The sequence below is a fragment of the Bowdeniella massiliensis genome, from assembly GCF_023634005.1.
GTDB classification, from domain to species: domain Bacteria; phylum Actinomycetota; class Actinomycetes; order Actinomycetales; family Actinomycetaceae; genus Bowdeniella; species Bowdeniella massiliensis.
This window is the reverse complement of record NZ_JALIQR010000008.1, coordinates 96,762-120,712: the sequence shown is the minus strand read 5'-3', so window position 1 is coordinate 120,712 and position 23,951 is coordinate 96,762. Positions and strand designations below refer to the sequence as shown.

The window sequence follows — 23,951 nt, the reverse complement described above, 5'->3', positions numbered from 1 at the left end:
TATGATCAGCCCCATTGCCCAGCTACAGGAGAACTCCGTTGCGCGTATTGCTAGTTGCTGACGACCCTGAGGTACGTTCGGACTTCGTTGCGGGCTGGCATGATCGCCGCCCCGAAACCGACCTGTCTCACGCACCGGGAAGCGAACTGTCACCCGACCAACTACCCGCATTGTGGCGCGTTGGCTCGCAGCTTGACGTACCGGGCGACGACACCCGTCGGGAGCCCCTGTCCTCAACGGCGCCATTGGTTCCTGACGTTATCGACCTGCTGACCGCTGCCGAGTCCCATGATGTGACTGTCGTGGCGGGTCTGACGGTCATGCATGACGGCGGTCATGGCGTCTTCACGGCACTGGATCTTGACGAGCGGGAGACCCTGAAGCGGGTTGCTCCCCGAATGACGATCGGCGCGGTAGACCACGCGCCGCTGCTGGGTCTGCACTCCCGCTCGGCCCAACTCGCCACCACCGGAGCGGTGAGCCACGACGATGCACAGCGCCATGACGCCGCGATCGGGGAGTTCGTCGCGGAGGTATCCCGCAAGTTTGGATCCTCCCCCCGAATCGCTCGGCTGGAAGGTAGTGGGACAGCCGGGGGAGTTGCCTTCCTGCTGGCGGCTGCCGGAGCACGGTTGGTGACCTTTCCAGCCGCGATCGCCGAGCATTACGGCTGGTCGGATCTCGTTCAGGACGCGGACCTCACCATTGTGCTGACTGATGAGTCAGACCCGACCGCATTATTGAGCGGCTGGGCGGCAACCCTCGGCGGCTACAGCATGGAATCCGGCACACCATTAGCTCTCGTCGGCAACGTCACGGGACTTCCGCGGCGTCACCTCGCCAGTATTGGCGTATCCGATTATTACGTCCGGGCGGAGCGCAGCTACCTCGAAGTGGGCCGTGCACTTGCTGCTACCTGGATACGCGCGTGAGCCGTTTTGCCGAACGCGGAACGCATTAGCACCCAAGGACAAATCGACGTAGGCTGCTTTCAGACAACCCGAGGAGGTCGCTATGACAGACACCATCAATGAACTTCCCACGCATGAAGTTAACCTCACGACGGAGGCGGCCCAGAAGGTTTCCTCCCTTCTGGAGCAGGAAGGACGCGATGACCTTCGATTGCGCGTGGCCGTCCAACCTGGCGGCTGTTCCGGCCTGATCTACCAGCTGTACTTTGATGAGCGTCTGCTCGACGGCGACGCCGTACGCGACTTCGATGGCGTCGAGGTCGTCGTTGACAAGATGAGCGTGCCGTACCTGGCTGGCGCCACCATCGATTTCGCCGACTCCATCGAAAAGCAGGGCTTTACGATCGACAACCCGAATGCCGCAGGCTCGTGCGCATGCGGAGAGTCCTTCAACTAGCCTTGAGCTCACGCCCGGGCGCGCACCAAGCCGCGACCCGGGCATCGTGCTGTCTACGACCCACTAACTGAAAGTCAGAATGAAACGCTTCGCGCTTGCAGCTACCGCTGCCGCTGCCCTTGTCCTTTCCGCTTGCTCTGGTAACTCCACCGCCACGGACCCCGAGACTTCTGCGCCGTCGACGACCGCGCCCCAATCCGACGTCGCTGTCAAGGTTGTCGATTCCCCAATTTTTGAAGTCAAGGGCGATGCGGGCAGCGCCCCGGAACTCACCTTTAACGGTGATGCGCCTGCCGAGCTGCAGCGCTACACGCTCGATGCCAAGCCGGATGGCGCCGAAGTCGGTCCCGACGACGTCGTCTATGCCCACTATCACGGCCAGGTGTGGAACGGGGAGAAGTTTGACTCTTCCTATGACCGCGGCGCGCCCATTGCGTTCTCCCTCAATGGCGTGATCCCGGGCTGGAAGCACGGCCTGACGGGTGCTCGCGTCGGCGAGCGCGTCGAGCTGTCAATCCCGTCTGAATACGGCTACCCGAATGGCACTCCCGACGGCGGGATTAAAGCGGGCGACACCATCGTCTTCGTCGTAGAAATTCTCGACTCCGTCGCACCCGACACGCCGGCACCTGCAGCCGGGGAACAGGTATCGGATCCGGCCGAACTTGGCCTCACCGTAGAAGACGCCGATGGGCAGCTGAAGTCCGTGACGGTCGAGAAGGGTACGACCGAACCAACCGAACCCAAGCTCGTGAAGCTGACCGAAGGCACCGGCGAGGGGACCGTCGCCGAAAACTCGCAAATGATCGTGCGAGTGGTCGGCGGTACGTTTAATGGCGAGCCGACGCCAGGAGGCGCTCAGATCATTACCGCGGATGCGGCAGCATTGCCTGACACGGTTGGCGCAGCCCCCGGCGCGCGTTTCGCTCTCCTAAGCCCCGCCTCGGGTCAGGGACCCGCCCAGGCCGCGGTGTTTGACATTATCAAGGTGCTTTCGGCGAAGTAATTCGCCCATATCGGGCAGAGAGCTGAGACGTGTTCCACACAATGACACAAATGGGGAACACGTTCTGACAGCGAGTCGAATCACCAGGTAGTCTGTGGCTAAGGACGAAAGTCCCACGAAGAGTTTCATGCGGAGGAGTGACCGTGCGAATGAAGTCCCGCACCGAGAGGAGCACACGCTGGCGCATTCTTGCGTTAGGTGTCGTCCTCTCTCTCAGCCTGGCAGGCTGTTCGGCCGACCAACTGTCAACGGGATTTCTCCCGTCCAAGCCGGGGCTGACCGATAAGACAGCCTCGATCATCAGCCTGTGGAACGGCGCCTGGATCGCAGGTCTCGCAGTTGGTGTGCTCGTTTGGGGCTTGATCATCTGGTGCGTCATTGTTTACCGCAAGCGCAAGGATGACAACACTCTGCCGGTCCAGTTGCAGTACCACGTGCCGCTGGAAATCATGTACACGGTCATCCCGATCTTCATGATGGGTGTGCTGTTCTACCACACGGTCAAGACGACCGATGAACTGTGGGATACCTCCGGTGAGGTGGACAATCACATTTCCGTTTACGGCAAGCAGTGGTCGTGGGACTTCAACTACCTCGATGATGATGTCTACTACGCGGGTGAACGCATCGCTTTGACAGGCAAGGAAGGCGACTTCGACCGCCTGCCGACCCTGTACCTGCCGGTGAACGAGACCATTGAATTCCAGCTGCACGCGCGCGATGTTCAGCACTCGTTCTGGATCCCCGCCTTCTTGACCAAGCTGGACATGATCCCCGGCGAGCAGCGCGTCTTCCACGTCACACCGCAGGAGACGGGCACGTTCGTTGGCAAGTGTGCCGAGCTATGCGGTGAGTTCCACTCGGAAATGCTCTTCCAGGTCAAGGTCGTTGAGCGTGGCGAGTACGACGCAGAAATGCAAAAACTGCGCGATGCCGGAAATGTCGGCGAGCGCGGCGCAGAGTTTGACCGTACCTACAAGCCGGGAGGATCCTACTAATGGCTACCGGAACGACCCAGCACGTAGATCAGGTGCCCGGTCTGCGGCCACAGCGTCAAAAGCTCGGGCAGACAATCGTCAGCTGGATTACCTCCACGGACCACAAGACCATCGGCTACATGTACATGTGGACCTCGATGTTCTTCTTCGTCCTGGCGGGCATCATGGCCATGGTGATCCGCGCCGAGCTCTTTGAGCCGGGCATGCTGCTGGAATCGAAGGCACAGTTCAACCAGCTGTTCACCATGCACGGAACGATCATGCTGTTCCTGTTCGCTACGCCGATGTTCACGGCCTTTGGCAACGTGCTGGTCCCGCTCCAAATCGGAGCCCCTGACGTCGCCTTCCCGCGCATGAACATGTTCGCTTTCTGGATCTTCCTTTTCGGCGGCCTCCTGGCGTGCGCCGGCCTCATCATGCCGGGCGGCGCTGCAGACTTTGGCTGGACCGGCTACGTCCCGCTATCGACCCGCCCATACGCACCCAGCTTGGGTGCCGACCTATGGGTCCTCGGCCTTGCCATGACCGGCTTCGGCACGATTTTTGGTTCCGTGAACTTCATTGCCACGATCATCACGATGCGTGCACCCGGCATGACAATGTTCCGGATGCCGATCTTCACCTGGAACATCCTCATCACTTCCGTGTTGGTCCTGATGGCCTTCCCGGTTCTCGCATCCGCGTATTTCGGCCTAGCTTCCGATCGCATCCTCGGATCCCAGATCTACAACCCTGAATCCGGCGGCGTGATCTTGTGGCAGCACCTGTTCTGGTTCTTCGGCCACCCGGAGGTCTACGTTCTCGCGCTTCCGTTCTTCGGAATCATCTCCGAGATCATTCCCGTCTTCTCGCGTAAGCCGATCTTCGGTTATAAGACTCTGGTCTTTGCTACCGTCGCGATTGCGGCACTGTCCGTGACGGTTTGGGCGCACCACATGTACACCACGGGCGCCGTCATGCTGAGCTTCTTCGCTTTGATGACGATGCTGATCTCGGTGCCCACCGGCGTGAAGTTCTTTAACTGGATTGGCACAATGTGGCGAGGGAAGATCACCTTCGAAACGCCGATGCTGTACGCCCTGGGCTTCCTCGTCACCTTCGTGTTTGGTGGCCTGACTGGAATTATCTTGTCCAGCCCGGCGATGGATTCTCACGTCCACGACTCCTACTTCGTCGTCGCGCACTTCCACTACGTGATCTTCGGAACCGTGGTGTTCGCGGTCTTTGGTGGCTTCTACTTCTGGTGGCCCAAGATGACCGGGCGCATGCTCGATGAGCGCCTTGGAAAGATCCAGTTCTGGCTACTCTTCCCGGGCTTCCACCTCACCTTCCTCGTCCAGCACTGGCTGGGAGTCGAGGGCATGCTGCGCCGTACTGCTGACTACATGGTTGAAGACGGATTCACCTTCTTGAACCAGATCTCGACTGTTGGCGCATTCATTACCGCGCTGTCGATGCTGCCCTTTATCTGGAACGTGTGGAAGACCCAGCGCGGTCCGCGCACGGTCTTCGTTAACGATCCGTGGGGCTTTGGTGGCTCGCTCGAATGGGCCACCGAGTGCCCGGTGCCGCGTCATAACTTCCACGCGCTGCCCCGGATTCGTTCCGAGCGTCCGGCCTTCGACCTGCATCATCCTGAGGTGGCAGCGCTCGACCGAGTCGATCCGGAGCAGATCCGCATGCCGGCCGCTATCTCGAGCGAGGAGAGCAAGTAATGGAACAGAACAAGGTACTGCTTTCAGAGCATCTCGCGAAGCCGGACGGCTACTCGAGCGAGGCCAAGCCGCTGCGCGTTGAGATGCTGATGTTCTTCCTGGGCATCTTCTTCTTCGGACCGGTCGCCATTGGCTACATGATCGCGGCGAACATGGAACCTGTCGGCACGACGGCCTTCCTGCTCCTCGCAGGCATGTGTGTCCTCGTAGGCGGGTATTTGTGGGTTCTCGGCCGTCGAATCGATAAGCGCCCGGAGGATGACCCCTACGGCGAAATCGCGGAGCGTGAGGGCCAGCTCGGCGAGTTCTCACCTCACTCCTGGTGGCCGCTGGTTCTCGGCATCGCAACGACCCTGGTGTTCTCTGGCCTTGCGATCGGTCGCTGGGTAGTGGTGATCGGCGTTGCCGTCGCGATTATCGGTCTGGTCGGCCAGCTCTTCGAATTCTCCCGCGGGATCCACGCGCACTAAGGAAGACGCACCTTCCTTCACGTACTCGGGCCGCCTCCTATGCAGCCTAGGAGGCGGCCCGGCTATATATACGTCCGCGCAAGGTGCTAGGGCAGTGCGTGTCGGCCCAGAAGGGTCTTGGTCGGGGGAAGTGTCCAGAAGCCCGTCGGAGTTCGGCACAGGCGCCCACACACAGTTCAGGGCGGCTAGGCCGTAGCCTAACCGCCCTGAGAGCGCGTGAACGCTTAGAGGCTAGACGAGCAGCCCGGAGTAGTTCTCCTTGGCGCGTGCGAGGCGCTCGGCGACGTCTTCCCAGTTCACGATGTTCCAGAACGCCTTGACGTAGTCGGCCTTGACGTTGAGGTAGTCGAGGTAGAAGGCGTGCTCCCACATGTCCAGCATGAGCAGCGGCACCACACCGACCGGAATGTTGCCCTGCTGGTCGAAGAGCTGGAAGATCACGAGCTTGCCTGAGATCGTGTCGTAGGCGAGGATCGCCCAGCCGGAGCCCTGAATGCCGGTAGCTGCAGCAGCAAAGTGTGTCTTGAAGGCATCAAAACTGCCGAAGTTCTCCTTGATCGCGTCAGCGATCTCGCCCTCCGGCTCGCCACCACCATTGGGGGAGAGGTTCTTCCAGAAGACCGAGTGGTTCGAGTGTCCGCCGAGGTTGAACGCGAGGTTCTTCTCGTGCAGGTTCACCGCTGCCAGGTCATCCTTTTCGCGGGCTTCCGCCAACTTCTCCAGAGCTGTGTTCGCGCCATCCACATAGGCCTTGTGATGCTTGGAGTGGTGCAGCTCCATGATCTTCGCCGAGATGTGAGGCTCGAGAGCAGAGTAGTCGTAGGGGAGGTCGGGCAGAGTGTAAACAGCCATGAATTCTCCTGTTCATCGTTCTCCGCCACCGGTTGCGACGGAGACGTTCACGCTTCTAATCTATGGCCTAAAGTCCTATGTCGCGACTCTTTCCGCCAACAGCGAGCGGCCGGTTTCCCCTTTAATTTGGGGAAACCGGCCGCTATCAGCTGTGTCGGTTAACTACGGTTTGAGTCAACCTTGCTCTTGGCCTCAAGAGCGCGATACACCGCTTCTTGATCCTTCGGATCCAACGTCGCGACGGAGGTCGATGCCAGGTGGGCATGCTCCTCATGCGCGGCGGCAAGTTCCTGCGGGGAGACCGGACGCACCCGATCTTCGTAGAAGAAGCGAGACAGGCGCTGCTTGATGCGATCGGCCTTGTAGCCCTTTCGCTCGATGCCGTTGGCGTCGACCTCGGGCTCGATTTCAATCGGTGCACGGTCCTCGAAGGAGACCAGTGTCCAGCGCTCATAGGGGTTAAGCGGACGGTGGACTTCCATCATCGCGCCGTTTTCCAGCTGGACCACACGTCCGGTCTCATGCCCGTGCAGGACAAGCTCCCGGTCGCGGCGCTGCAGGGCCAAGCAGATCCGCTTTGTCAGGTAGAACGCGAGCCACGGAAGGAGGAAGAACCCAAAGCGTAGGACCCACGTAATGAGGTTGAGGTCCAGCCCCAAGTGGGTGGCCACGAGGTCGTTCGATCCTGCGATCACGAGAACGAGGAACGCCGTAATGATCGAGACGCCAATCGCGGTGCGTACCGGAGCGTTGCGCGGACGATCAAGGATATGGTGCTCGCCCGTGTCCTTGGTGGCGGCCTTCTCAATGAACGGCCAAGCGCCCAACAGTGTGAAGAGCACGCCTGGAATGACGACGCCGGGCACCAAGATGTTCAGTGAGAGCGTGTAGCCGCCAATGACGTATTCGGTCTGTCCAGGCATCAGGCGCAATGCACCCTCGAGGAAGAGCATGTACCAGTCAGGCTGGGCGCCGGCTGAAACCGGGGAGGGATCGTACGGGCCGTAATTCCACACATTGTTGATGGAAAGGAAAGCTCCCATCAGAGCGATGACACCAAAGACGATGAAGAAGAAGCCGCCGGCTTTCGCTGCATAGACCGGCAGGACCGGGTAGCCCACAACATTCTTGTTCGTCTTTCCGGGCCCGGGGTACTGGGTGTGCTTGTGCACGACAACCATCATGAGGTGAATCGAGACCAGCGCCAGGATAAGGCCGGGAACCAACAGGATGTGCGCGGTGAACAGCCGCGGAATGATCACAGTGCCCGGGAATTCGCCGCCGAAGAGACCGTAGGAGACGTAGGAACCGAGAATCGGAATCGACTTGGCGACACCGTCCGCGATTCGCAGACCGTTTCCGGAAAGGACGTCATCCGGCAGGGAGTAACCCGTGAAGCCGGCGAGCAGACCAAGGATCAGGAGCGTGAAGCCGACGACCCAGTTCAGTTCGCGGGGACGACGGAAGGCACCCGTGAAGAAAACGCGGAACATGTGGGCCGTGATGGCCGCCATGAACAGAAGGGCACCCCAGTGGTGCATCTGGCGCATCAAGAGGCCACCACGAACCTCGAACGAGAGCTCAAGTGTGGACTTGAATGCCTCCGACATCTCCACGCCCTGCATCGAGGTCGGGAGCTGGTCGGTGGGGTAGTGCACCTCGGCCATTGACGGCACGAAGAAGATCGCCAAGAAGACGCCGGTCAGGACCAGCACGATGAAGCTGTATAGAGCGACTTCACCCAGTAGGAACGACCAGTGGTCGGGGAAGACCTTGCGTGCAAACTCCCGAACTGCCTTGGCCGCGCCGGTACGCGAATCGAGGAAATCACCAGCTTTAGCCGGACCCGACATAGTGCGGGGCTTCTTCTGCGCCGCAGAATTCGTTGATGTCGTCACTTCAGGCGCTCCCAGTAGCTCGGGCCAATAGGTTCGTGGAAGTCACTGGTCGCGATGAGGTACCCCTCATCGTCGACGGTGATCGGAAGCTGCGGCAGCGGGCGCTTGGCCGGACCAAAGACCACCTTGGCGCCGTCCGTCATGTCGAAGGTCGACTGGTGGCAGGGGCACAGCAGGTGCTTGGTCTGCTGTTCGTATAGCGCCACCGGACAACCGACGTGGGTGCAGATCTTGGAGTAGGCAACGATGCCGTCGTAGGACCAGTCCTTGCGGTCCTCGGCCTCGATGAGTTCGTTGGGATCGATGCGCACCAGCAGAACGACGGCCTTCGCCTTTTCTTCCATGAAGTGCTCTTCGCCGGGAAGCTTGCCGAGCTCGTGCGGAATGACGTGGAAGACAGATCCGATCGTGACGTCGCTCGCCTTGATGGGCTCGTCCTCGGGATCACGCGCGAGACGACGTCCCTTCGCTCCATCGGGACGGTTCGCCCAGGCGGTATGACGGAACTTGGAGATGTTCCAATCAGAAGAGAGGTTGCCGATCAGCGGAACCGCGAACGGCAGCGGAGCCAGCAGCAACGCGGAGGCGAGCGCGCCCTTGAGAACCGGGCGGCGCTGGATTCGGGAATCAGCGACGCCGTCGGTGAGCTTTTGAACGGCTTCGTCACGAGTGAGCTCATCCGACGTGATCGGGTGACGTTCCTCGACGATTTCGGAATCGACCATGAGTGCCTTGGCCCAGTGGACAGCGGCAAGACCAATGCACAGCATGGCGATACCGAGGCCGGCGCCGATCGACAGCGTCGAGAACCGGACGGCCTGAGCGCCGCCGGCAGTATCGAAGGCGAAGTAACCCGCAACGCCACCAACGGCGGCGATGATCGAGATGACCAGCAGGGCTACGACCTGGCGCTCGGCTCGTTTTGCAGAGCGCTCGTCCGTATCAGACAGCCGCTCCTTGTGCGGGGGCAGGCCGGGGTTCTCAAAGCGCTGGGGGTGTTCGTCGCGTTCAGCAACCTCGTTGCTAGCGGCGTGTGAGGGGAAGTCAGGCTGGTGAGTGCTCACGAAGATTTCGCTCCAATCCAAACGGACAGGCCAATGAGGGAACCGAGACCGATTACCCAAACCCACAGGCCTTCGGAAACCGGGCCGAGCGAGCCGAGTGACAGGCCGCCGGGTGAGGGATCGCGTTGCTCCACGAGGTAGGCGATGATATCGCGCTTGCCTTCGGGCGTTACGGACGCTTCGTTGAAGACCGGCATCGACTGCGGGCCGGTCAGCATGGCCTCATAGATCTCACGGGGAGTGACTTCGTACAGGGGAGGAGCGACCTTGCCTCTCGAGAGTGCACCGCCGGCGCCGACAGCGTTGTGGCACATCGCGCAGTTGGTCCTGAACAGCTGCATGCCCTTGGCAGCGTTGCCCTTGGCAGGGTCGACCTGATCATCCGTCGGAATGTGCGGGCCCGGACCAAGCGAGCCGACGAAGGCCGACATCGCGGCAATTTCTTCCGCCGTGAACGTCGGGGTCTTCACCGGAGCCTGGGGAGCGTTGGCGGCCATCGGCATCCGGCCCGTGGACAGCTGGAAGTCGGCCGAGGCAGCACCGACACCAATGAGTGAGGGGCCGATATCCGTGCCCTGACCCTGATTGCCGTGACAGGTCGAACAGTTGGACTGGAACAGGGCTTCGCCCTGCTTGACTTCACCCGCAGAACCGGTTTCGGCGTCAGCGGAAGGCGAGAGTGCTGCATACACCCAGCCGGTCAGAAACAGCGAGAGTAACAAGAGGATGAGGGGAGCCCGCTTGCTCCGCCGTCCTGCTGCAAGAGCCTTCACGATATAGGTCCTTGTCGGGTAGTAGGGGCGGTCACTTAAGAATGTAGATAATGCCGAACAGCACGACCCACACGACGTCGACGAAGTGCCAGTAGTAGGAACAGACGATAGCCGTCGTGGCCTCGTGCTGGGTGAAGCGGCGCGCCACAAACATGCGGCCGAGCAAGAACAAGAATGCGATGAGGCCGCCGATAACGTGCAGGCCGTGGAAGCCCGTCGTGATGTAGAAGACCGAGGCATAGGGGTTTGCTCCGATATGGAGGCCCTCGTGAACCAGCTCGGCGTACTCAAAGACCTGGCCGCCAATAAAGATGGCGCCCATGATGAAGGTCAGCGTGAACCACTCGATCGCGCCCCAGCGGCGGACATCCCACAGCGCTCCAGACCGGACCTTCTTAAACTTCTCCGCTGCGTGCACACCGAGCTGACACGTCACGGAGGACAGGACCAGGATCGACGTATTTGCGAGCGCGAACGGGAAGTTCAGCAGTTCAGTATTTTGCGGCCAGATCTCGCTTGAGGCAGATCGGTGCGAAAAATACATCGCGAACAGGCCAGCGAAGAACATGAGTTCGCTGGACAGCCAAACGATGGTGCCGACCGCTAGGGTGTTCGGTCGGTTCACCTCGACACGGGGTTTGCTCATGGCGACTGATGATGACGACACGCTGTCATTATGTCCCATATCGGGGGCATTCCACACATTTTGTGCCGGAGTGTGGGCCCTTGGGCCCAATTATCGTGGCAAACTCGCCGCCAATTTCTGTGTGTGACGTTGATCGCGAGGTGTGGCGTCGAGACGGATTTACCGCCTGGGCGCAAAACACCATTAGCATGGGGGTAGTCACACGTAGGAGGAAAACTCATGGACCAGCCCAGCGTTGAGCACGTGGATGTTCTGCTCTATAGCGATGATGTCACCACGCGCGCTGAGGTCATCCGGGCCGTCGGTCGTCGGGCCGCTCGCGACTTGCCGTTGATCCGTTGGGACGAAACCGCGACCGCCGCTGCGGTGCGCGAGAAGGTCGCGGCCCATGACTACGACTTCTTGGTGCTGGACGGCGAGGCCGCCAAGGTCGGCGGAATGGCGCTCAGCAAGGAGCTGAAGCAGGAGATCTTCAACTGCCCGCCGATCATGCTGCTCATCGCGCGTCCGCAGGACACGTGGCTTGCCCACTGGTCCGAAGCCGATGACGTCTTGCCCTTCCCGCTCAACCCGCGGCAGGTGCAGGAGAAGATCGCTGCGATGCAGCGCCGCCAATGACAAGCCACGAGTTTTTCTGGCCCGACCTTCTCGCGAGTCTCGTTGCCGGGGAGGACCTCAGCTACGAACAGACGTGCTGGGCCATGGGTCAGATCATGGCCGACCAGGTTGAACCGGCGACGCTCGGTGCCTTCCTCGTCGGCCTTGCCACCAAGGGCGAATCGGTTCCCGAACTCAAGGCCCTGGCCGACACGATGTTGGCGCACGCCACCCCGATTGACCTTCCTGCGGGGGCGATCGACATCGTCGGTACCGGTGGTGACCGCGCTAAGACCGTGAACATCTCGACGATGGCGTCGATCGTCATCGCCGGCAGCGGACTGCCCGTGGCAAAGCACGGCAACCGCGCCTCCTCCTCCGCGTCCGGATCAGCCGATGTGCTCGAGGCGCTCGGGGTCGACCTGGGGCTCGAGTTGGAGCGGGTGGCCCAGGGCTATCGCGAGGTCGGGATCTGCTTCCTGTTCGCCAACCTGTTCCATCCCTCGATGCGATTTGCGGCGCCAACGCGGCGCGAGCTCGGCATCGGTACGGCGTTCAATGTGCTCGGGCCGCTGACGAACCCGGCGCGGCCGCGGGCCTGCGCGATCGGGGTGGCAAGCGCGCGACACGCCCCGCTCGTTGCGGGAGTGCTCGCCGAGCGCGGTACCTCGGCGATGGTCTTTCGCGGCGCAAATGGCCTGGACGAATTAACGTCAACCGCGGTGAACCAGGTTTGGCGGGTCGTCGACGGAGCCGTCCACTACGAGGAGTTTGACGCACGGGAGCTGGGACTGCCGGCTGCCGAGATCGCCGACCTTCGCGGTGCAGACGCACAGTTCAACGCCGACGTCGCGCGCCGCGTGCTTTCCGGCGAGATCGATATCATCGCGCAGACCGTCGCGCTCAATGCCGCGGCGGCCATGGTGGCGGCCAGCGGCCAGCATGGCGAGCTGGGCGCCGACCTAGCGGCGCAATGCGAACGCGCACTCGACACGCTGCGCAGCGGCGCAGCGCTCGCGACGTTGAACGCGTGGGTGGCCTTTTCCGGCCGCTAGTCGCCCAGGCCCAGGGAGAAAGCCTCTTCCAGGTCTTCCTTGGAGTAGGCCTGGAACGCAATGTAGGTACGCGTGTTGATCACGCCATCGATCTTGGAGAGTCGATCGGCAACGACGCCGGCTAGATCCTCATGCGCCGCGACCCGAGCGATCGCGATGAGATCGATATCGCCCGTCACCGAAAATACCTCGCTGATGCCCTCGAGCTCGACGGCGTCTTTTGCGACCTCGGGGATTCGGTGGGCAACGGCGTCGATAAGAATGATGGCGGTGATCATGGCTGCTCCTTCGCGCTGGGGGCGGATAGCTCCCATTCTTCCTCATCTAGTGCGCTGGCGGCGCCATCGACGTCGCTCGGCAGCGAGGACAGCGCCACATCCGGGCGTAGCGCCGAGGTGAGCGGGTAGGCGAGAGGGACGGCGGTTAGCGGGAACTCGCCGAGCCTGGCGCCGTCGCTGGCACAAAAATCGGCGAGCAGGGCCGTCTCCTCGATCGATGCGCGTTCAGCGAGGTAGGTCGGTGGGGCGACGTCGTCTGCCATCGCTCGCGTAGCGGAGAGGTAAGGCGCGACGGCGGCGCCACGCGGCAGCATGACGGTGCCTGCGAGGCGGCCATAGCGAGCGATCATGAGCTCCCAGCGGCCGCCTCCCGCTGGCCGTGCCGCGACGAGCTCGGGGCACAGCAGGAAAGGACGCAGGCTATCGAAGCGCCGCGCCCCGTAGCGAGCGGCCGCATAACGATCACGCTCCAGGGCCGCTTCCTCGAATCGTTCCGCGGCGACGAGCGCCTCGATCCGAGCCAGGCTCGCCTCGCGCAGGCCGCGAAGGTCACCGGCCAGGCACATGCGAGCAAGCTCGACCGACTCGAGGTAGCTGGCCGCTGCGGCAGGATCGACGCAGGGCGCCGCACAGGTGCCGAACTCCTTGGCTAAACAGGCGTGAGCGTTCGCGGCCGGCGCGGTGGGCAGCCGCGGCGTGCACGAGCGCAGCGAGGTGGCGCGCTGCAACGCCTCGACGGCCTTGCGCGCCATCGCGGTGGACGGGAAGGGGCCCCAGACCTCGGTCGCGTCGACGGGCACCTTGGCGGTGATGAGGGCGCGCGGATACGCCTCGGAGGTCAGCACGACGAAGCGTGCGGCGGCCGGGCGCTTGGAGCGCACGTTATAGGGCGGGTCGTGCGCGGCGATGAGGCGCAGTTCGCGTACGCGGGATTCCAGCACTCCCGAGCACGGCTCGGCGCGTACTCGGGTGGCGAGGTCGACCATTTCCCCGATCCGTTTGCGAGTCTCGGCCGAGGTGAAATAGCTGCGCACGCGGCGTCGAATATTCGTGGCAGTGCCGACGTATAGCACTTCGCCGCCGGGCCCCTCGAAGCGATAAACCCCGGGCGTGGTGGGCAGTCCGTCGGCCAGGTGAGTTTTGCGGCGTCGACGCTGGGGGACCGGCGCCGTGATGGAGGCGAGATCTTCGGCGTGCGTGATGCCGAGCGGACCCACACGTTCGAGGAGCGCGTGCAGGACATCGACGGTGGCGCGCGCGTCATCCAGGGCCCGGTGGGTGGGGGAGGTGCGCGCCCCGAACAGCGCGGCCAGCGTGGCGAGTTTGTGGTTACGGGCTTCGGTTTTTGTCACGACGCGGCGCGCGAGCCACAGGGTGTCCACGACCATGGGCCGCGGCCACCGGTAATCGAGCTGGGAGGCGGCGGCTTTCAGGAAGGAGACATCGAATCCAGCGTTATGCGCGACGAGCACGTGGCCGCGGTCAAAGCCAGCAAATTCCATGAATGCGGCAAAGCACGCCTCGATGCTGGGAGCCGATGCCACCATCGCGTTGGTGATTCCCGTGAGCGAGACGATGTTCGCCGGGATCGGCTCGTGGGGACGCACGAGGGTTTGAAAGTGTCCTAGTTCCTGGCCGCCGCGCACCTTGACGGCCCCGATCTCGGTGATCGCCGAGCCCGAGGACCGAGCGCCGGTGGTTTCCAAGTCGACGACGACAAAGGTGACCTCCGAGAGCGGGGTGCCGAGGTCATCGAAGCTGAGCTGGACTGCCTCGCTGCCCCCGGTATCGAGCACGAAGCGTCGACCGGGTACGGCTGGGTGAGCAGGCGGCATGGTGCCTACCCTAAGCCCCGACCGTGACGTGGGGGCTAGCCGCCGTTCGAATCGCGCGCTTTTTTGGCGTCGGCATAAAGGGCGTCAATGTCGGCAGCGTAGCGTTCGGCGACGACGTGGCGCTTGACCTTCAGCGAGGGCGTCAGCGCGCCGTTGTCGATCGTGAAGTCGTCATCGAGGATCCGCATCTCGCGGATGGACTCCGCGCGCGAGACGCCGCTATTTGCGCGCGCGATCGCACCCTGCAGTCGCTCTAGGACCAGCGGATGCTTCTTCGCCTCCGCGATATCCATCGGCTCCAGGCCCTTGTTCTTCAGCCAGATCGGCAGCATGTCCCGGTCGAGCGTGACGAGAACGCCAATAAAGGGGCGGTCATCGCCGACGACCATGCACTGGGAGACGAGGGGGTGGACGCGCAGGCGGTCCTCCAGCATGGACGGGGCGACGTTCTTGCCGCCGGCCGTCACGATGATTTCCTTCTTCCGGCCGGTGATCGTCACGAAGCCGTCCTCGTCCATGTCCCCGAGGTCGCCCGTAGCAAACCAGCCATCGCGGAAGGCCTCGCGGGTGGCCTCCTCGTTGTTGTGATAGCCCGAAAAGACGCCGACGCCCCGGCACATGATTTCGCCATCGTCGTCGATGCCGATCGTCGTGCCCGGCAGGGCGTAGCCGACGGTGCCGATCTTCGTGGCGCCGGGCCGGTTGACCGTGAGCGGGGCGGTCGTCTCGGTCAGGCCGTAGCCCTCCAGCACGGTCAGGCCGATCCCGCGGTAGAAGTGCCCGAGTCGAGCGCCAAGGGGCGCGCCGCCGGAGATCGCGTAGGTGAGGTTGCCGCCGAGTGCCGCGCGCAACTTGGAGAGCACGAGCTTGTCCGCCAGGCGGTGCTGTGCCTTGAGCGCCGCCGACGGGCCCGAGGCGTCCAGGGCGCGGGAGTAGGCGATCGCGACGCGAACGGCCCAGATGAAGATGCGTCGTTTCAGCCCGCCGCCCTGTTTCTGCTCCGCACCCGTGTAGACCTTTTCCCAGATGCGCGGCACGGACATGAGGAAGGTCGGCTTGAAGGTGGCGATGTCCGTCACGGCCTGGGAAGTGTCCGGCGTGTGCCCGAGCGGTACGCCCTGAATGATGCACAGCACCGACAGGATGCGCGCAAAGACGTGGGCCATGGGGAGGAAGAGGAGGGTTCGCACGCCCTCGCCTTCGACGACCTCGTGAAGGTCGATCAGGGTGCCCTCGCACAGGACGACAAAATTGCCCTGGGTTAGCACGGCGCCCTTCGGCCGGCCGGTCGTGCCCGAGGTGTAAATGATGGTCGCGACGTCATCGAGCGAGCGTTGAGCGTATTCGGCGTTGATTGCCTCGAGCTCGGATTCGGTGGGCGCGCTCGCGGCGAGGTCCCCGTCCTCAATGACGAGGACGGCCTCGGCCAGGTGCCCGGAATCGATCGTTCGGGCGGCGACGATGACATCGGCGAGGTCCGAGGTCTCGGCGACCGCGAGGCTCGCACCGGAATCAGCGAGGATCCACTGGGTTTGTTCCGGCGAGCTCGTTTCGTACACGGGCACGACGGTGGCGCCCAGGTACCACGTCGCCAGGTCGATGAGCGACCACTCCAGGCGCGTACGCGACATCATCGCGACCTTATCGCCCCGCCGAATTCCGCGTCGGTACAGCAGCGCCGCCAGGGCGCGAACTTCATCTAGCACTTTGCTGGCCGTCAGTGGTTGCCAGGTCTGCCCCGTGCGCGTTTCAAACAACACCATGTCTGGTCGCTGGGAGGCGTGGCGGACGAGATAACTGACGATCGTCATGTCGTCCTCGACGGTAACGGGCAGGGGAACGGAGAATTCCTTCTTCATGAGGGGGCTTCCAGTGAGTGGTCGAGGGCAGTTTGTTGATCGTAACTGTCCGCTGGCGGGGAATGCGCCTTTACGTCGGGGTTGTTCGTAGAATCGTGACTAGACACAAAACGAGTTTCCAAAACGAAGGGAAATCACCATGACGACGGTGGGCGTGGATATTGGCGGTACCAAGATTGCCGCGGGAGTAGTCAACGAAGGTGGCGAGCTGCTCGAATCCACACAGTGGCCAACCGACTCGAAGTCCCCGGAGGTCATCGAGGACGGCATCGTCTCGGCAGTGCAGAACTTTGCCCGCACCCACGAGATTGAGGCCGTGGGCGTCGCGGCCTGCGGCTTCGTCGACGCCGACCGTTCCACCGTCCGGTTCGCAGGCAACGTCGCCTGGCGCGATCACCCGCTCGGCGAGATCCTGGCCGATCGGCTCGATCTTCCCGTCGTCGTAGAAAACGATGCGAATGCCGCTGGCTGGGCAGAATTCCAGTTCGGCGTGGGCAAGGACGTCTCCAACATGGTGATGATGACGATCGGCACTGGACTTGGCGGCGCCATCATCATGAACGAACGGCTGGTGCGCGGCGCCTTCGGCGGCGCCGGCGAGATCGGCCACATGGTCGCCGTGCCCTTTGGGCACTATTGCGGTTGCGGCCACGAAGGCTGCTTGGAGATGTATGCCTCCGGTACGGCGTTGACTCGCTCGGCGCGCAGCCGCGAGATCGCGGAGCCCTCGTTCATGTCGACGATTCGCGAGTATGCGGGTGATCGGAGCAAGCTCCAGGGTCAAGACGTCACCCGGGCCGCCGCCGACGGGGATGAGGCGGCGCTGAAGCTTGTGCGCGACCTCGGGTACTGGATCGGTCGGGGAGCGGCATCACTGTCGGCGGTGCTCGACCCGGAGCTCATCGTCATTGGCGGCGGTGTCTCACGGGCGGGGGAAGTCCTCCTTCAGCCGGCACGTCGCTCGTATAAAGAAAACCTGTTCGCAATGGAAAACCGCCCGCTCGCCCCGATCGTCGTATCGAAGTTTGAAAATGACGGCGGGATGATCGGTGCCGGAGACTTGGCCCGTCGAGACTAATTAGACCCTCGGTTCGCGGTTGCCCCGCTCATGCGGGAGCTGTCGCAGCAGGGTGATAATCGCCCAGGCAGCGCCAATGAAGGCCGCGAATCCCCAGTACCAGGCCCAGCCCTGAAAGCCGACGAGCACGATCAGCCCAATGGCGATAACGAGCACCATCCACGGCACTTTGACGTGCATGGGGGTGGGCGGCAAATCCGGGTCGGGCGGTACGAAGGCGTCATCGTCCTCGTTGTCTTCCACCTGATAGTCACGGGGATTGCCAAGGTTCGTCAGGGGACCGATCTCGCGGGTAAGGTTGTCCCAAGCTCGTTGTTCATCATCCGATAACGAATGATCGTCCCCCGGAAGAGATGCGCGTCCTGCCATACCTAGACTCTAGGATGGAAACCAGGTACGTGAAAGGCTGGATAGTGTTTTACCAATTCATGAAAGCCACGGTTGGTTCCGCTATGCGGGTGTTTTATCAGCCGTGGGTTCGTGGGGCCAACCATATCCCGGAGACCGGACCGGCTATTCTTGCCTCCAATCACCTGGCGGTCATCGACTCCTTTTTTCTGCCCCTCATGATCCGCCGTGAGGTCGTCTTCCTCGGCAAGTCGGACTACTTCACCGGCAAGGGTGTCAAGGGTAAAGCGGTTGCTGCCTTCATGCGCGGCGTCGGCACAATCCCCGTTGACCGTGGGGGAGGCCGCGCCTCCGAGGCGGCACTGCGCACCGGGTTGAAGCGTCTGAACGAAGGCGGATTGTTCGGGATCTATCCCGAAGGAACGCGCAGCCCCGATGGCCGGCTCTACCGAGGCAAGACCGGTGTCGCACGCCTGGCTCTGGAATCGGGCGCCCCCGTGATTCCCGTCGCGATGATCGGCACGAACATCGCCCAGCCGATCGGCAAACGGATCCCCAAGCTCGTGCGCATCGGCGTCGTCATCGGTGAGCCCCTGGATTTCTCGCGTTACCAAGGCCTGGAAAATGACCGGTTCATCCTGCGCTCGGTGACCGATGAGATCATGTACGCACTCATGCAGCTCTCGGGCCAGGAGTATGTCGACATGTACGCGGCGACGGTGAAGTCGAAGATCGCTAAGGGCATGAGCATCGAGGAGGCGACCACGCAATCGATGACGCCCCCGGCGGCCCCGGGCGGCCGTCCCACCCCAGTTTTGGAAGTGCCAGAGCCAAGCGATGAGGAAGTCGAAGAGGGTAAGCGCGTCGCAGGAGAGGCCCTGAAGTGGCCGCTGCCCGGCAGCGAGAAGTCGGCGCGGACCGATGAGGATGAGAAGGAACCGCCGAGCGCGGACTAGGACTTTCGCTGCGGTAGCGAGGTCGCATCGGACTAAACTGGGGGCAGGACTTACCTCTAGGGAAGGAAATCGATGACCGTCCGTCGCGTCGCTCTACTCACCGCTGGTGGATTCGCCCCGTGCCTTTCATCTGCTGTCGGTGGCCTTATCGAGCGCTACACCGAACTCGCCCCCGATGTCGAGATCATCGCCTACCAGTACGGCTACCACGGCCTGCTCACCGGCACCTACCTCACAATCGATGACGAGGCCCGTAAGCACGCCGGTCGATTGCACGCCTTCGGTGGCTCGCCCATCGGCAACTCCCGCGTAAAGCTCACCAACGCCGAGGACCTCGTCAAGCGCGGTCTGGTCAAGGAAGGGGAGAATCCCCTGGAGGTCGCCGCTGAGCAGCTGCGCAAGGACGGCGTCGACGTCCTGCACACCATCGGCGGGGATGACACCAACACCACCGCGGCGGATCTGGCCGCCTACCTGGAGGACAACGGCTACCACATGATCGTGGTCGGCCTGCCGAAGACGATCGATAACGACGTCATCCCGATCCGACAGTCGCTTGGTGCCTGGACCGCGGCCGAACAAGCCTCCCGTTTCGCCCAGAACATCATTGGCGAACACCGCTCCAACCCGCGCATGCTCATCGTGCACGAGGTCATGGGACGTCACTGTGGCTGGCTGACCGCCGCTGCGGCCAAGGAATACCGCGAGTGGCTGCCGACCCAGAAGTGGGCGCCCGCCCTCGGCCTGACGCAGGAACGCTGGGATGTGCACGCGGTCTTCCTGCCGGAGATGCACTTCGATCTCGACGCCGAGGCTGATCGCCTGCGCGGCGTCATGGATGAACTCGGCAATGTCAACATCTTCCTGTCCGAAGGTGCGGGCGTGCCCGAAATCGTCGCCGAGCTGGAGGCTAAGGGCGAAGAGGTCCAGCGCGACCCCTTCGGTCACGTCAAGCTCGACACCATCAACCCCGGCCAGTGGTTCGCGAAGCAGTTCGCGGAAAAGATCGGGGCCGAGAAGGTCATGGTCCAAAAGTCGGGCTACTTCTCCCGCTCGGCCGCGGCCAACACCGAGGACCTCCGCCTCATCAAGTCGATGACCGACCTCGCTGTGCAGTGCGCGTTCGACGACGTCTCCGGCGTCATCGGCCACGATGAAGAGCAGGGCGATGTGCTGCGCGCGATTGAGTTCCCGCGGATCGCCGGCGGCAAGGCCTTCGATATCACGCAGCCGTGGTTCACCGAGATGATGGCCGATATCGGCCAGAGCGTCGAGGCCGCAGAGCCTAGCGACCACTAACATCACGTGAGACCCCAGTGGGCCCGGCAACTGCCGGGCCCACTGGCGTTAGACGATCTTGAGCGTAATGGTCGAACCCTTGGGGACCATCGTGCCCCCGGACGGGTTTTGGGAATGCACGGTTCCAAAGACACCGCCGAGGAGCTTTTCGATTCGAACCTCGAAACCGGCGTCCTTCAAAATCTGCGTGGCCTCGTCGACCTGCTTGGCGAACACGCTGGGAACCTCGATGAGTTCCGGCCCCTTGGACACCACGAGTGAGACCTGGTCAAGCCTGTGACCCGCGCTGCCGGGCTCGGGCGACATGGAGATCACGTGGCCCTTGGGGACATCGTCTGAGAACTGCTCCGAGGTCGTGATGCTTAACGCGAAGTCCTTCAGCGTTGCGGAGGCATCATCGAGGCTTGCGCCGCGCACGTCGGGGAAGGTGATAGGAGCGGGGCCATCGGAGATAACGAGCGTGACGGCCTCGTTGTGTGGGATGACGGCGCCAGCTTCGTGGCTCGCCGAGATCACTCGACCGGCAGAGACCGTATCGGAATGCTCCCGGGTATGCTGGCCAGCCGTGACATCTGCGCCCTTGAGTGCCGTTTGGGCCGCATCTTCGGATTCGCCGACCAGCGCGGGAACCGTGACCGTGCGGATTCCCTTGGATACGAGCACCGTGACGGTCGAGCCCTTGCGCGCCGCGCCTGAGGCCGGGTCGGTGGAAATTACGAGCCCGGAGGCGACCGTGTCGTGATAGTCGCGTTCAACGTGTACCGCGAGTTCCGAATCGCGGATCTTATCGACGGCGACGGCTTCGGCAAGGCCGGCAACCTCCGGGACGGGTCGGGTACCGCCCGGCCCGAGTGTGAACCACCAGCCCGCGAACGCTCCCGAAGCCAGTAACACGAACGCTAAGAGGAAGAAGGGCCAACGCCGCCGGCCGGTGCGGCGGGCAGGGCGCGGCTTGTCCGTGACGGCGCCAACCGGCACCGCAACCTTGGATGGGCGGTCGAACACCGCCGTGCGGTGCGTCTCGATCGCTTGCGTATCACCCGGGCGTGCGGCCGAAGTTTCGTTGTCAGCACGTGCAGCAACCTCGTGGCGGCGCGCGAGCAGGTCCGCGGGGATATCGTCCTTGACGCGGCGTAGGTGTCGCACCGCTGTCGCTGCATCGGGCTCCCGATCGGCGATATCGCGAGCGCATAGGGCAGCGATGAATTCATCGACCTCGCTCGGAATCCACGGCAGTGTATCGGATAGGGCCGGCACCGATTCGTTCACGTGCTTATAGGCCACCTGGATGGGACGCTCGCCCGTGAACGGGGGCTGGCCCGTGAGCATTTCGTAGAGCAGAATGCCAACCGCGTAGACATCGGCGGCAGGGGAGGAAGCGCCGTCGACGACGACCTCCGGGGCAAGATAGGCGACCGTGCCAAGAACGGTCGAGGTGCCCGACATCGAGGCCTCGGAGACGGCTCGCGCGAGGCCAAAGTCCGCGACCTTGATGCCGCCGGATGAGGGCATGAGGACGTTTTCGGGCTTGATATCGCGATGGATGAGGCCGCCACGGTGAGCGGCGTCGAGCGCAGACAAGATCTGCTCGGTGATGTCGAGTGCTTCGCCCAGGCTCAGCGTTCCCGCCTCCATCAGGCGGTGGCGAAGATTGCCGCCGTCGACGTATTCCATAGTGAGGTAAAAGGAATCGCCCGTCTGCCCCTGATCATGCACTGCGACGATTCCGGGGTGGGACAGCCGTGCCGCAGCGCGGGCCTCGCGACGGAAGAGCCGGACAAACTCCTCCGATTCGGCGAGATAGGGGTGCATGATCTTCAGGGCGACATCGCGCTCGAGGCGCTGGTCGTGGGCGACATACACCTGTGACATCCCGCCACGCGCGATTCTGCGCACGATGCGGTAGCGGTGATCGATGATCACCGCATCGGATTCGGGTTGCGGACGCTCCACATCTCGCATGGTAAAGCAGGAGCCCTACAACGCGGCGCAGCGCCACGCACCGCGGAGTGCATGGCGCTACGGACGCTGGTGGTTTAGCGGAATTTTGCCTGGTGGCTCTTGATGCGCTGGACGTAGACCTTGGTATCGGCGAACATGCCGTTTCGGTTGACCGAGCCGAGTCCCTGGTAGTAACCCGCGATGGCGTGATCGACGCTCGGGGCGCTGCGCAGCAGCTGGCGGATGATCGCAACCCCGGCCGTGGCATTGTCATGCGGGTCGATGAGGTTGAGCTTGCGCCCGACGAGCTGCGAGGCCCACTGTCCCGAGGAGGGAATAACCTGCATCGTGCCAATCGCGTTGGCGGGGGAGACCGAGCGGTGGTTGAAGCTCGACTCCTGGAAGGCGACCGCGAGGGCGAGCGAGGGATCGACGCCCATCTCAATGGCCTTGGACCGCACGATCTGCTGCATCTGCGCCCGCGAGGGAACGTCGATCGAGTTCAGCAGCGCCTTGTTCTGATTCGCAGCGTTAACGACGGCTTCCGGATAGGTCCGGCCAAGGAAGGTGTCAGGAACGAGTCGGTCCTTGGAGGGAGCTGACGGAGTGGTTGCGGACGGGGTGCTCGCGTTTCCGGCGACCTTCAAGACCTGGCCGACGAAAATCCGGCTCGGGTTGGTGATCCCGTTGAGGCTGGCGATAGCCGAGACCGACGTCGAGTACTTGCGCGCAATTCCCGACAGCGTCTCTCCCGCGGCAACCTTATGGGTCGCGGCCTTAACCTCGGGCGCAGGTGCAGGCTTTGCCGACGTGCTCGGGGTTGGCGCGGAGCCAGCAACCTTCAGGACCTGCCCCACGTAGATGCGGTTGGGATTGGCAAGCGAGTTCAGCGAGGCCAGCGTTGACGTCGTCGTCGAGTACTTGCGGGCAATCGAAGAAAGGGTCTCACCGGAGGCGACCTTGTGGGTAGCGGTTGCGACCGGCGCGGCAGGCGCGGGAGCAGCCGGAGCGCTCGTCGCGGGAGCCGGGACCTTAAGCACCTGGCCGGGATGAATGATCGTGGAGGTGCTCAAACCGTTGTGGGAGACCAGTGCGTGCATGTCGACGTTGAACTTGCGCGCGATGGACCAGAACGAATCGCCACGCTGGACCTGGTAGGTCGCCTCGACCGGGGATGCCTTCGGCGCGACTTTAGCGGCGGGCACGAGCGGCGAGGGCTTATGAGCGAGGGAACCGGTGGCCTGAGAAACACCAATGGCTTGCGCGGAGGCGGGAGTGGCACCGAGGGCAGGGGCGATCAGCCCGACAATTGCTGCACTGGCGACCGCTGTGCGGGTCGAGCGGAGGGTCATCGTGATCCTTAATGCATGGAGGGAACGGTTCTTCCCGAAGCCCGGTGACTGATGTGACAAACGAGCCAAACGAGAAAAATGTTGCTGATGGGACTATATCGCGCGGCGTGTCGTTCTACCAAACAAATGGCGAAGATCGCTATACTTTTCCGCTCCGCTAAGCGGGGCTGTGGTCAGGAGCCTTTAGGATGGACGATGTGAATGAAGGACAGACGAGCGCCACGGGACATCTCTTTACGCGCGCCGAGTTGGCAGCGAAGTTGGGCGTTGAGGAGCACCGCGTGCGAAACCTCGTGCGAGCCCACGATCTCATCGAGCTCACGACCCCCGACGGCAAGCGAATTCCGGAATACGCCATGCTGCAAGGAGAGGCCGGGTTGGAGGTTAATCCGGCACTTCGAGGCACTGTGCTTGCCCTGCTCGACAATGGCCTGACGGTACCCGAGGCATCCGAATGGCTTGCGAGCGAGAACGAGGAGTTGACTTCGTCTCCGCTTGCCGCGTTGCACGCAGGTCATATCCATGGCGTGCGGCGCGCGATTCTCTCGACTGCGCTGTAGCAA

At 62.8% G+C, this 23,951-nt stretch carries 23 protein-coding genes; 12 read left to right on the top strand and 11 right to left on the bottom strand.

Annotated features, from left to right (window positions below; genetic code table 11):
* Positions 1–38 precede the first annotated feature (38 nt).
* The 6 genes from MUN85_RS07215 (at position 39) to MUN85_RS07190 (ending at position 5,557) form a co-directional block, all read left to right on the top strand.
* Positions 39–932 (top strand): glycerate kinase, encoded by an 894-nt coding sequence (locus tag MUN85_RS07215; protein WP_250506057.1) that lies wholly within the window; start codon positions 39–41, stop codon positions 930–932.
* An 82-nt stretch (positions 933–1,014) separates the two neighbouring features.
* Entirely contained in the window at positions 1,015–1,368 is a 354-nt protein-coding gene (gene erpA / locus MUN85_RS07210; protein ID WP_092561408.1) for an iron-sulfur cluster insertion protein ErpA, read from the top strand.
* Positions 1,369–1,447: 79 nt separating this feature from the next.
* Complete coding sequence (locus MUN85_RS07205; protein WP_250506056.1) at positions 1,448–2,374, top strand: FKBP-type peptidyl-prolyl cis-trans isomerase; 927 nt, start codon at positions 1,448–1,450, stop codon at positions 2,372–2,374.
* A 149-nt stretch (positions 2,375–2,523) separates the two neighbouring features.
* A complete protein-coding gene (ctaC, locus tag MUN85_RS07200; RefSeq protein ID WP_250506079.1) occupies positions 2,524–3,372 on the top strand; it encodes an aa3-type cytochrome oxidase subunit II in 849 nt (282 codons plus the stop codon).
* Entirely contained in the window at positions 3,372–5,087 is a 1,716-nt protein-coding gene (gene ctaD / locus MUN85_RS07195; RefSeq protein ID WP_250506055.1) for an aa3-type cytochrome oxidase subunit I, read from the top strand. Before ctaC ends, ctaD begins: the two co-directional genes overlap by 1 nt.
* Positions 5,087–5,557: a cytochrome c oxidase subunit 4 gene (locus tag MUN85_RS07190; protein ID WP_250506054.1), complete on the top strand. Its 471-nt coding sequence runs from the start codon at positions 5,087–5,089 to the stop codon at positions 5,555–5,557. The genes ctaD and MUN85_RS07190 overlap by 1 nt, the downstream gene beginning before the upstream one ends.
* A 231-nt stretch (positions 5,558–5,788) precedes the next feature.
* Here MUN85_RS07190 and MUN85_RS07185 read toward each other — a convergent pair whose 3' ends face one another.
* The 5 genes from MUN85_RS07185 to ctaE all read right to left on the bottom strand — a co-directional run bounded on the left by MUN85_RS07185 (position 5,789) and on the right by ctaE (position 10,790).
* Positions 5,789–6,409 carry a superoxide dismutase gene (locus MUN85_RS07185; protein WP_250506053.1) on the bottom strand — a complete coding sequence of 207 codons (621 nt, stop codon included), beginning with the start codon at positions 6,407–6,409 and terminating at the stop codon, positions 5,789–5,791.
* Positions 6,410–6,567: 158 nt separating this feature from the next.
* Complete coding sequence (qcrB, locus tag MUN85_RS07180; protein WP_250506052.1) at positions 6,568–8,307, bottom strand: cytochrome bc1 complex cytochrome b subunit; 1,740 nt, start codon at positions 8,305–8,307, stop codon at positions 6,568–6,570.
* On the bottom strand, positions 8,304–9,371 hold the full coding sequence (qcrA, locus tag MUN85_RS07175) for a cytochrome bc1 complex Rieske iron-sulfur subunit (RefSeq protein WP_250506051.1): 1,068 nt from the start codon (positions 9,369–9,371) through the stop codon (positions 8,304–8,306). Before qcrA ends, qcrB begins: the two co-directional genes overlap by 4 nt.
* Positions 9,368–10,144, bottom strand: coding sequence for a cytochrome bc1 complex diheme cytochrome c subunit (gene qcrC / locus MUN85_RS07170; protein WP_250506050.1), 777 nt, complete (start codon positions 10,142–10,144; stop codon positions 9,368–9,370). The genes qcrA and qcrC overlap by 4 nt, the downstream gene beginning before the upstream one ends.
* A 31-nt stretch (positions 10,145–10,175) precedes the next feature.
* Positions 10,176–10,790, bottom strand: a complete 615-nt coding sequence (gene ctaE, locus MUN85_RS07165) for an aa3-type cytochrome oxidase subunit III (RefSeq protein ID WP_250506049.1) — start codon at positions 10,788–10,790, stop codon at positions 10,176–10,178.
* A 219-nt stretch (positions 10,791–11,009) separates the two neighbouring features.
* On the opposite strand from ctaE, the gene MUN85_RS07160 reads away from it, so the two are divergent.
* Both MUN85_RS07160 and trpD read left to right on the top strand, forming a co-directional pair.
* Positions 11,010–11,408 (top strand): response regulator, encoded by a 399-nt coding sequence (locus MUN85_RS07160; RefSeq protein WP_092561423.1) that lies wholly within the window; start codon positions 11,010–11,012, stop codon positions 11,406–11,408.
* Complete coding sequence (gene trpD / locus MUN85_RS07155; RefSeq protein WP_250506048.1) at positions 11,405–12,442, top strand: anthranilate phosphoribosyltransferase; 1,038 nt, start codon at positions 11,405–11,407, stop codon at positions 12,440–12,442. The genes MUN85_RS07160 and trpD overlap by 4 nt, the downstream gene beginning before the upstream one ends.
* Here trpD and MUN85_RS07150 read toward each other — a convergent pair.
* From MUN85_RS07150 to MUN85_RS07140, 3 genes are read right to left on the bottom strand one after another with little or no spacing between them, the layout of a single operon-like run.
* A complete protein-coding gene (locus MUN85_RS07150) occupies positions 12,439–12,720 on the bottom strand; it encodes an Lrp/AsnC family transcriptional regulator (protein WP_092561427.1) in 282 nt (93 codons plus the stop codon). The two genes, trpD and MUN85_RS07150, sit on opposite strands and share 4 nt — an antisense overlap.
* Positions 12,717–14,555 (bottom strand): DEDD exonuclease domain-containing protein, encoded by a 1,839-nt coding sequence (locus tag MUN85_RS07145; protein WP_250506047.1) that lies wholly within the window; start codon positions 14,553–14,555, stop codon positions 12,717–12,719. The genes MUN85_RS07150 and MUN85_RS07145 overlap by 4 nt, the downstream gene beginning before the upstream one ends.
* A 35-nt stretch (positions 14,556–14,590) precedes the next feature.
* The gene (locus tag MUN85_RS07140) at positions 14,591–16,414 is read right to left on the bottom strand and encodes an AMP-dependent synthetase/ligase (protein ID WP_250506046.1); all 1,824 of its coding nucleotides are present in this window, start codon (positions 16,412–16,414) and stop codon (positions 14,591–14,593) included.
* 139 nt (positions 16,415–16,553) lie between these two features.
* On the opposite strand from MUN85_RS07140, the gene MUN85_RS07135 reads away from it, so the two are divergent.
* Positions 16,554–17,492, top strand: coding sequence for an ROK family glucokinase (locus tag MUN85_RS07135; RefSeq protein ID WP_250506045.1), 939 nt, complete (start codon positions 16,554–16,556; stop codon positions 17,490–17,492).
* Here MUN85_RS07135 and MUN85_RS07130 read toward each other — a convergent pair whose 3' ends face one another.
* Positions 17,493–17,861, bottom strand: coding sequence for a hypothetical protein (locus MUN85_RS07130; protein ID WP_250506044.1), 369 nt, complete (start codon positions 17,859–17,861; stop codon positions 17,493–17,495). It abuts the gene before it with no gap.
* Between the two features lie 59 nt (positions 17,862–17,920).
* Between MUN85_RS07130 and MUN85_RS07125 the strand changes: the two genes are divergently transcribed.
* Both MUN85_RS07125 and MUN85_RS07120 read left to right on the top strand, forming a co-directional pair.
* A complete protein-coding gene (locus MUN85_RS07125; RefSeq protein ID WP_284501016.1) occupies positions 17,921–18,796 on the top strand; it encodes a lysophospholipid acyltransferase family protein in 876 nt (291 codons plus the stop codon).
* A 72-nt stretch (positions 18,797–18,868) separates the two neighbouring features.
* Positions 18,869–20,095, top strand: a complete 1,227-nt coding sequence (locus MUN85_RS07120; RefSeq protein WP_250506042.1) for a pyrophosphate--fructose-6-phosphate 1-phosphotransferase — start codon at positions 18,869–18,871, stop codon at positions 20,093–20,095.
* A 48-nt stretch (positions 20,096–20,143) separates the two neighbouring features.
* Here the strand turns inward: MUN85_RS07120 and pknB are convergent, their stop codons facing one another.
* Together pknB and MUN85_RS07110 are read right to left on the bottom strand one after the other, a co-directional pair.
* Positions 20,144–22,048, bottom strand: coding sequence for a Stk1 family PASTA domain-containing Ser/Thr kinase (gene pknB / locus MUN85_RS07115; protein ID WP_250506041.1), 1,905 nt, complete (start codon positions 22,046–22,048; stop codon positions 20,144–20,146).
* 83 nt (positions 22,049–22,131) lie between these two features.
* Positions 22,132–23,388, bottom strand: coding sequence for a LysM peptidoglycan-binding domain-containing protein (locus MUN85_RS07110; protein ID WP_250506040.1), 1,257 nt, complete (start codon positions 23,386–23,388; stop codon positions 22,132–22,134).
* A 188-nt stretch (positions 23,389–23,576) separates the two neighbouring features.
* Between MUN85_RS07110 and MUN85_RS07105 the strand changes: the two genes are divergently transcribed.
* Positions 23,577–23,948, top strand: coding sequence for an Rv2175c family DNA-binding protein (locus MUN85_RS07105; protein WP_250506039.1), 372 nt, complete (start codon positions 23,577–23,579; stop codon positions 23,946–23,948).
* Positions 23,949–23,951 lie beyond the last annotated feature (3 nt).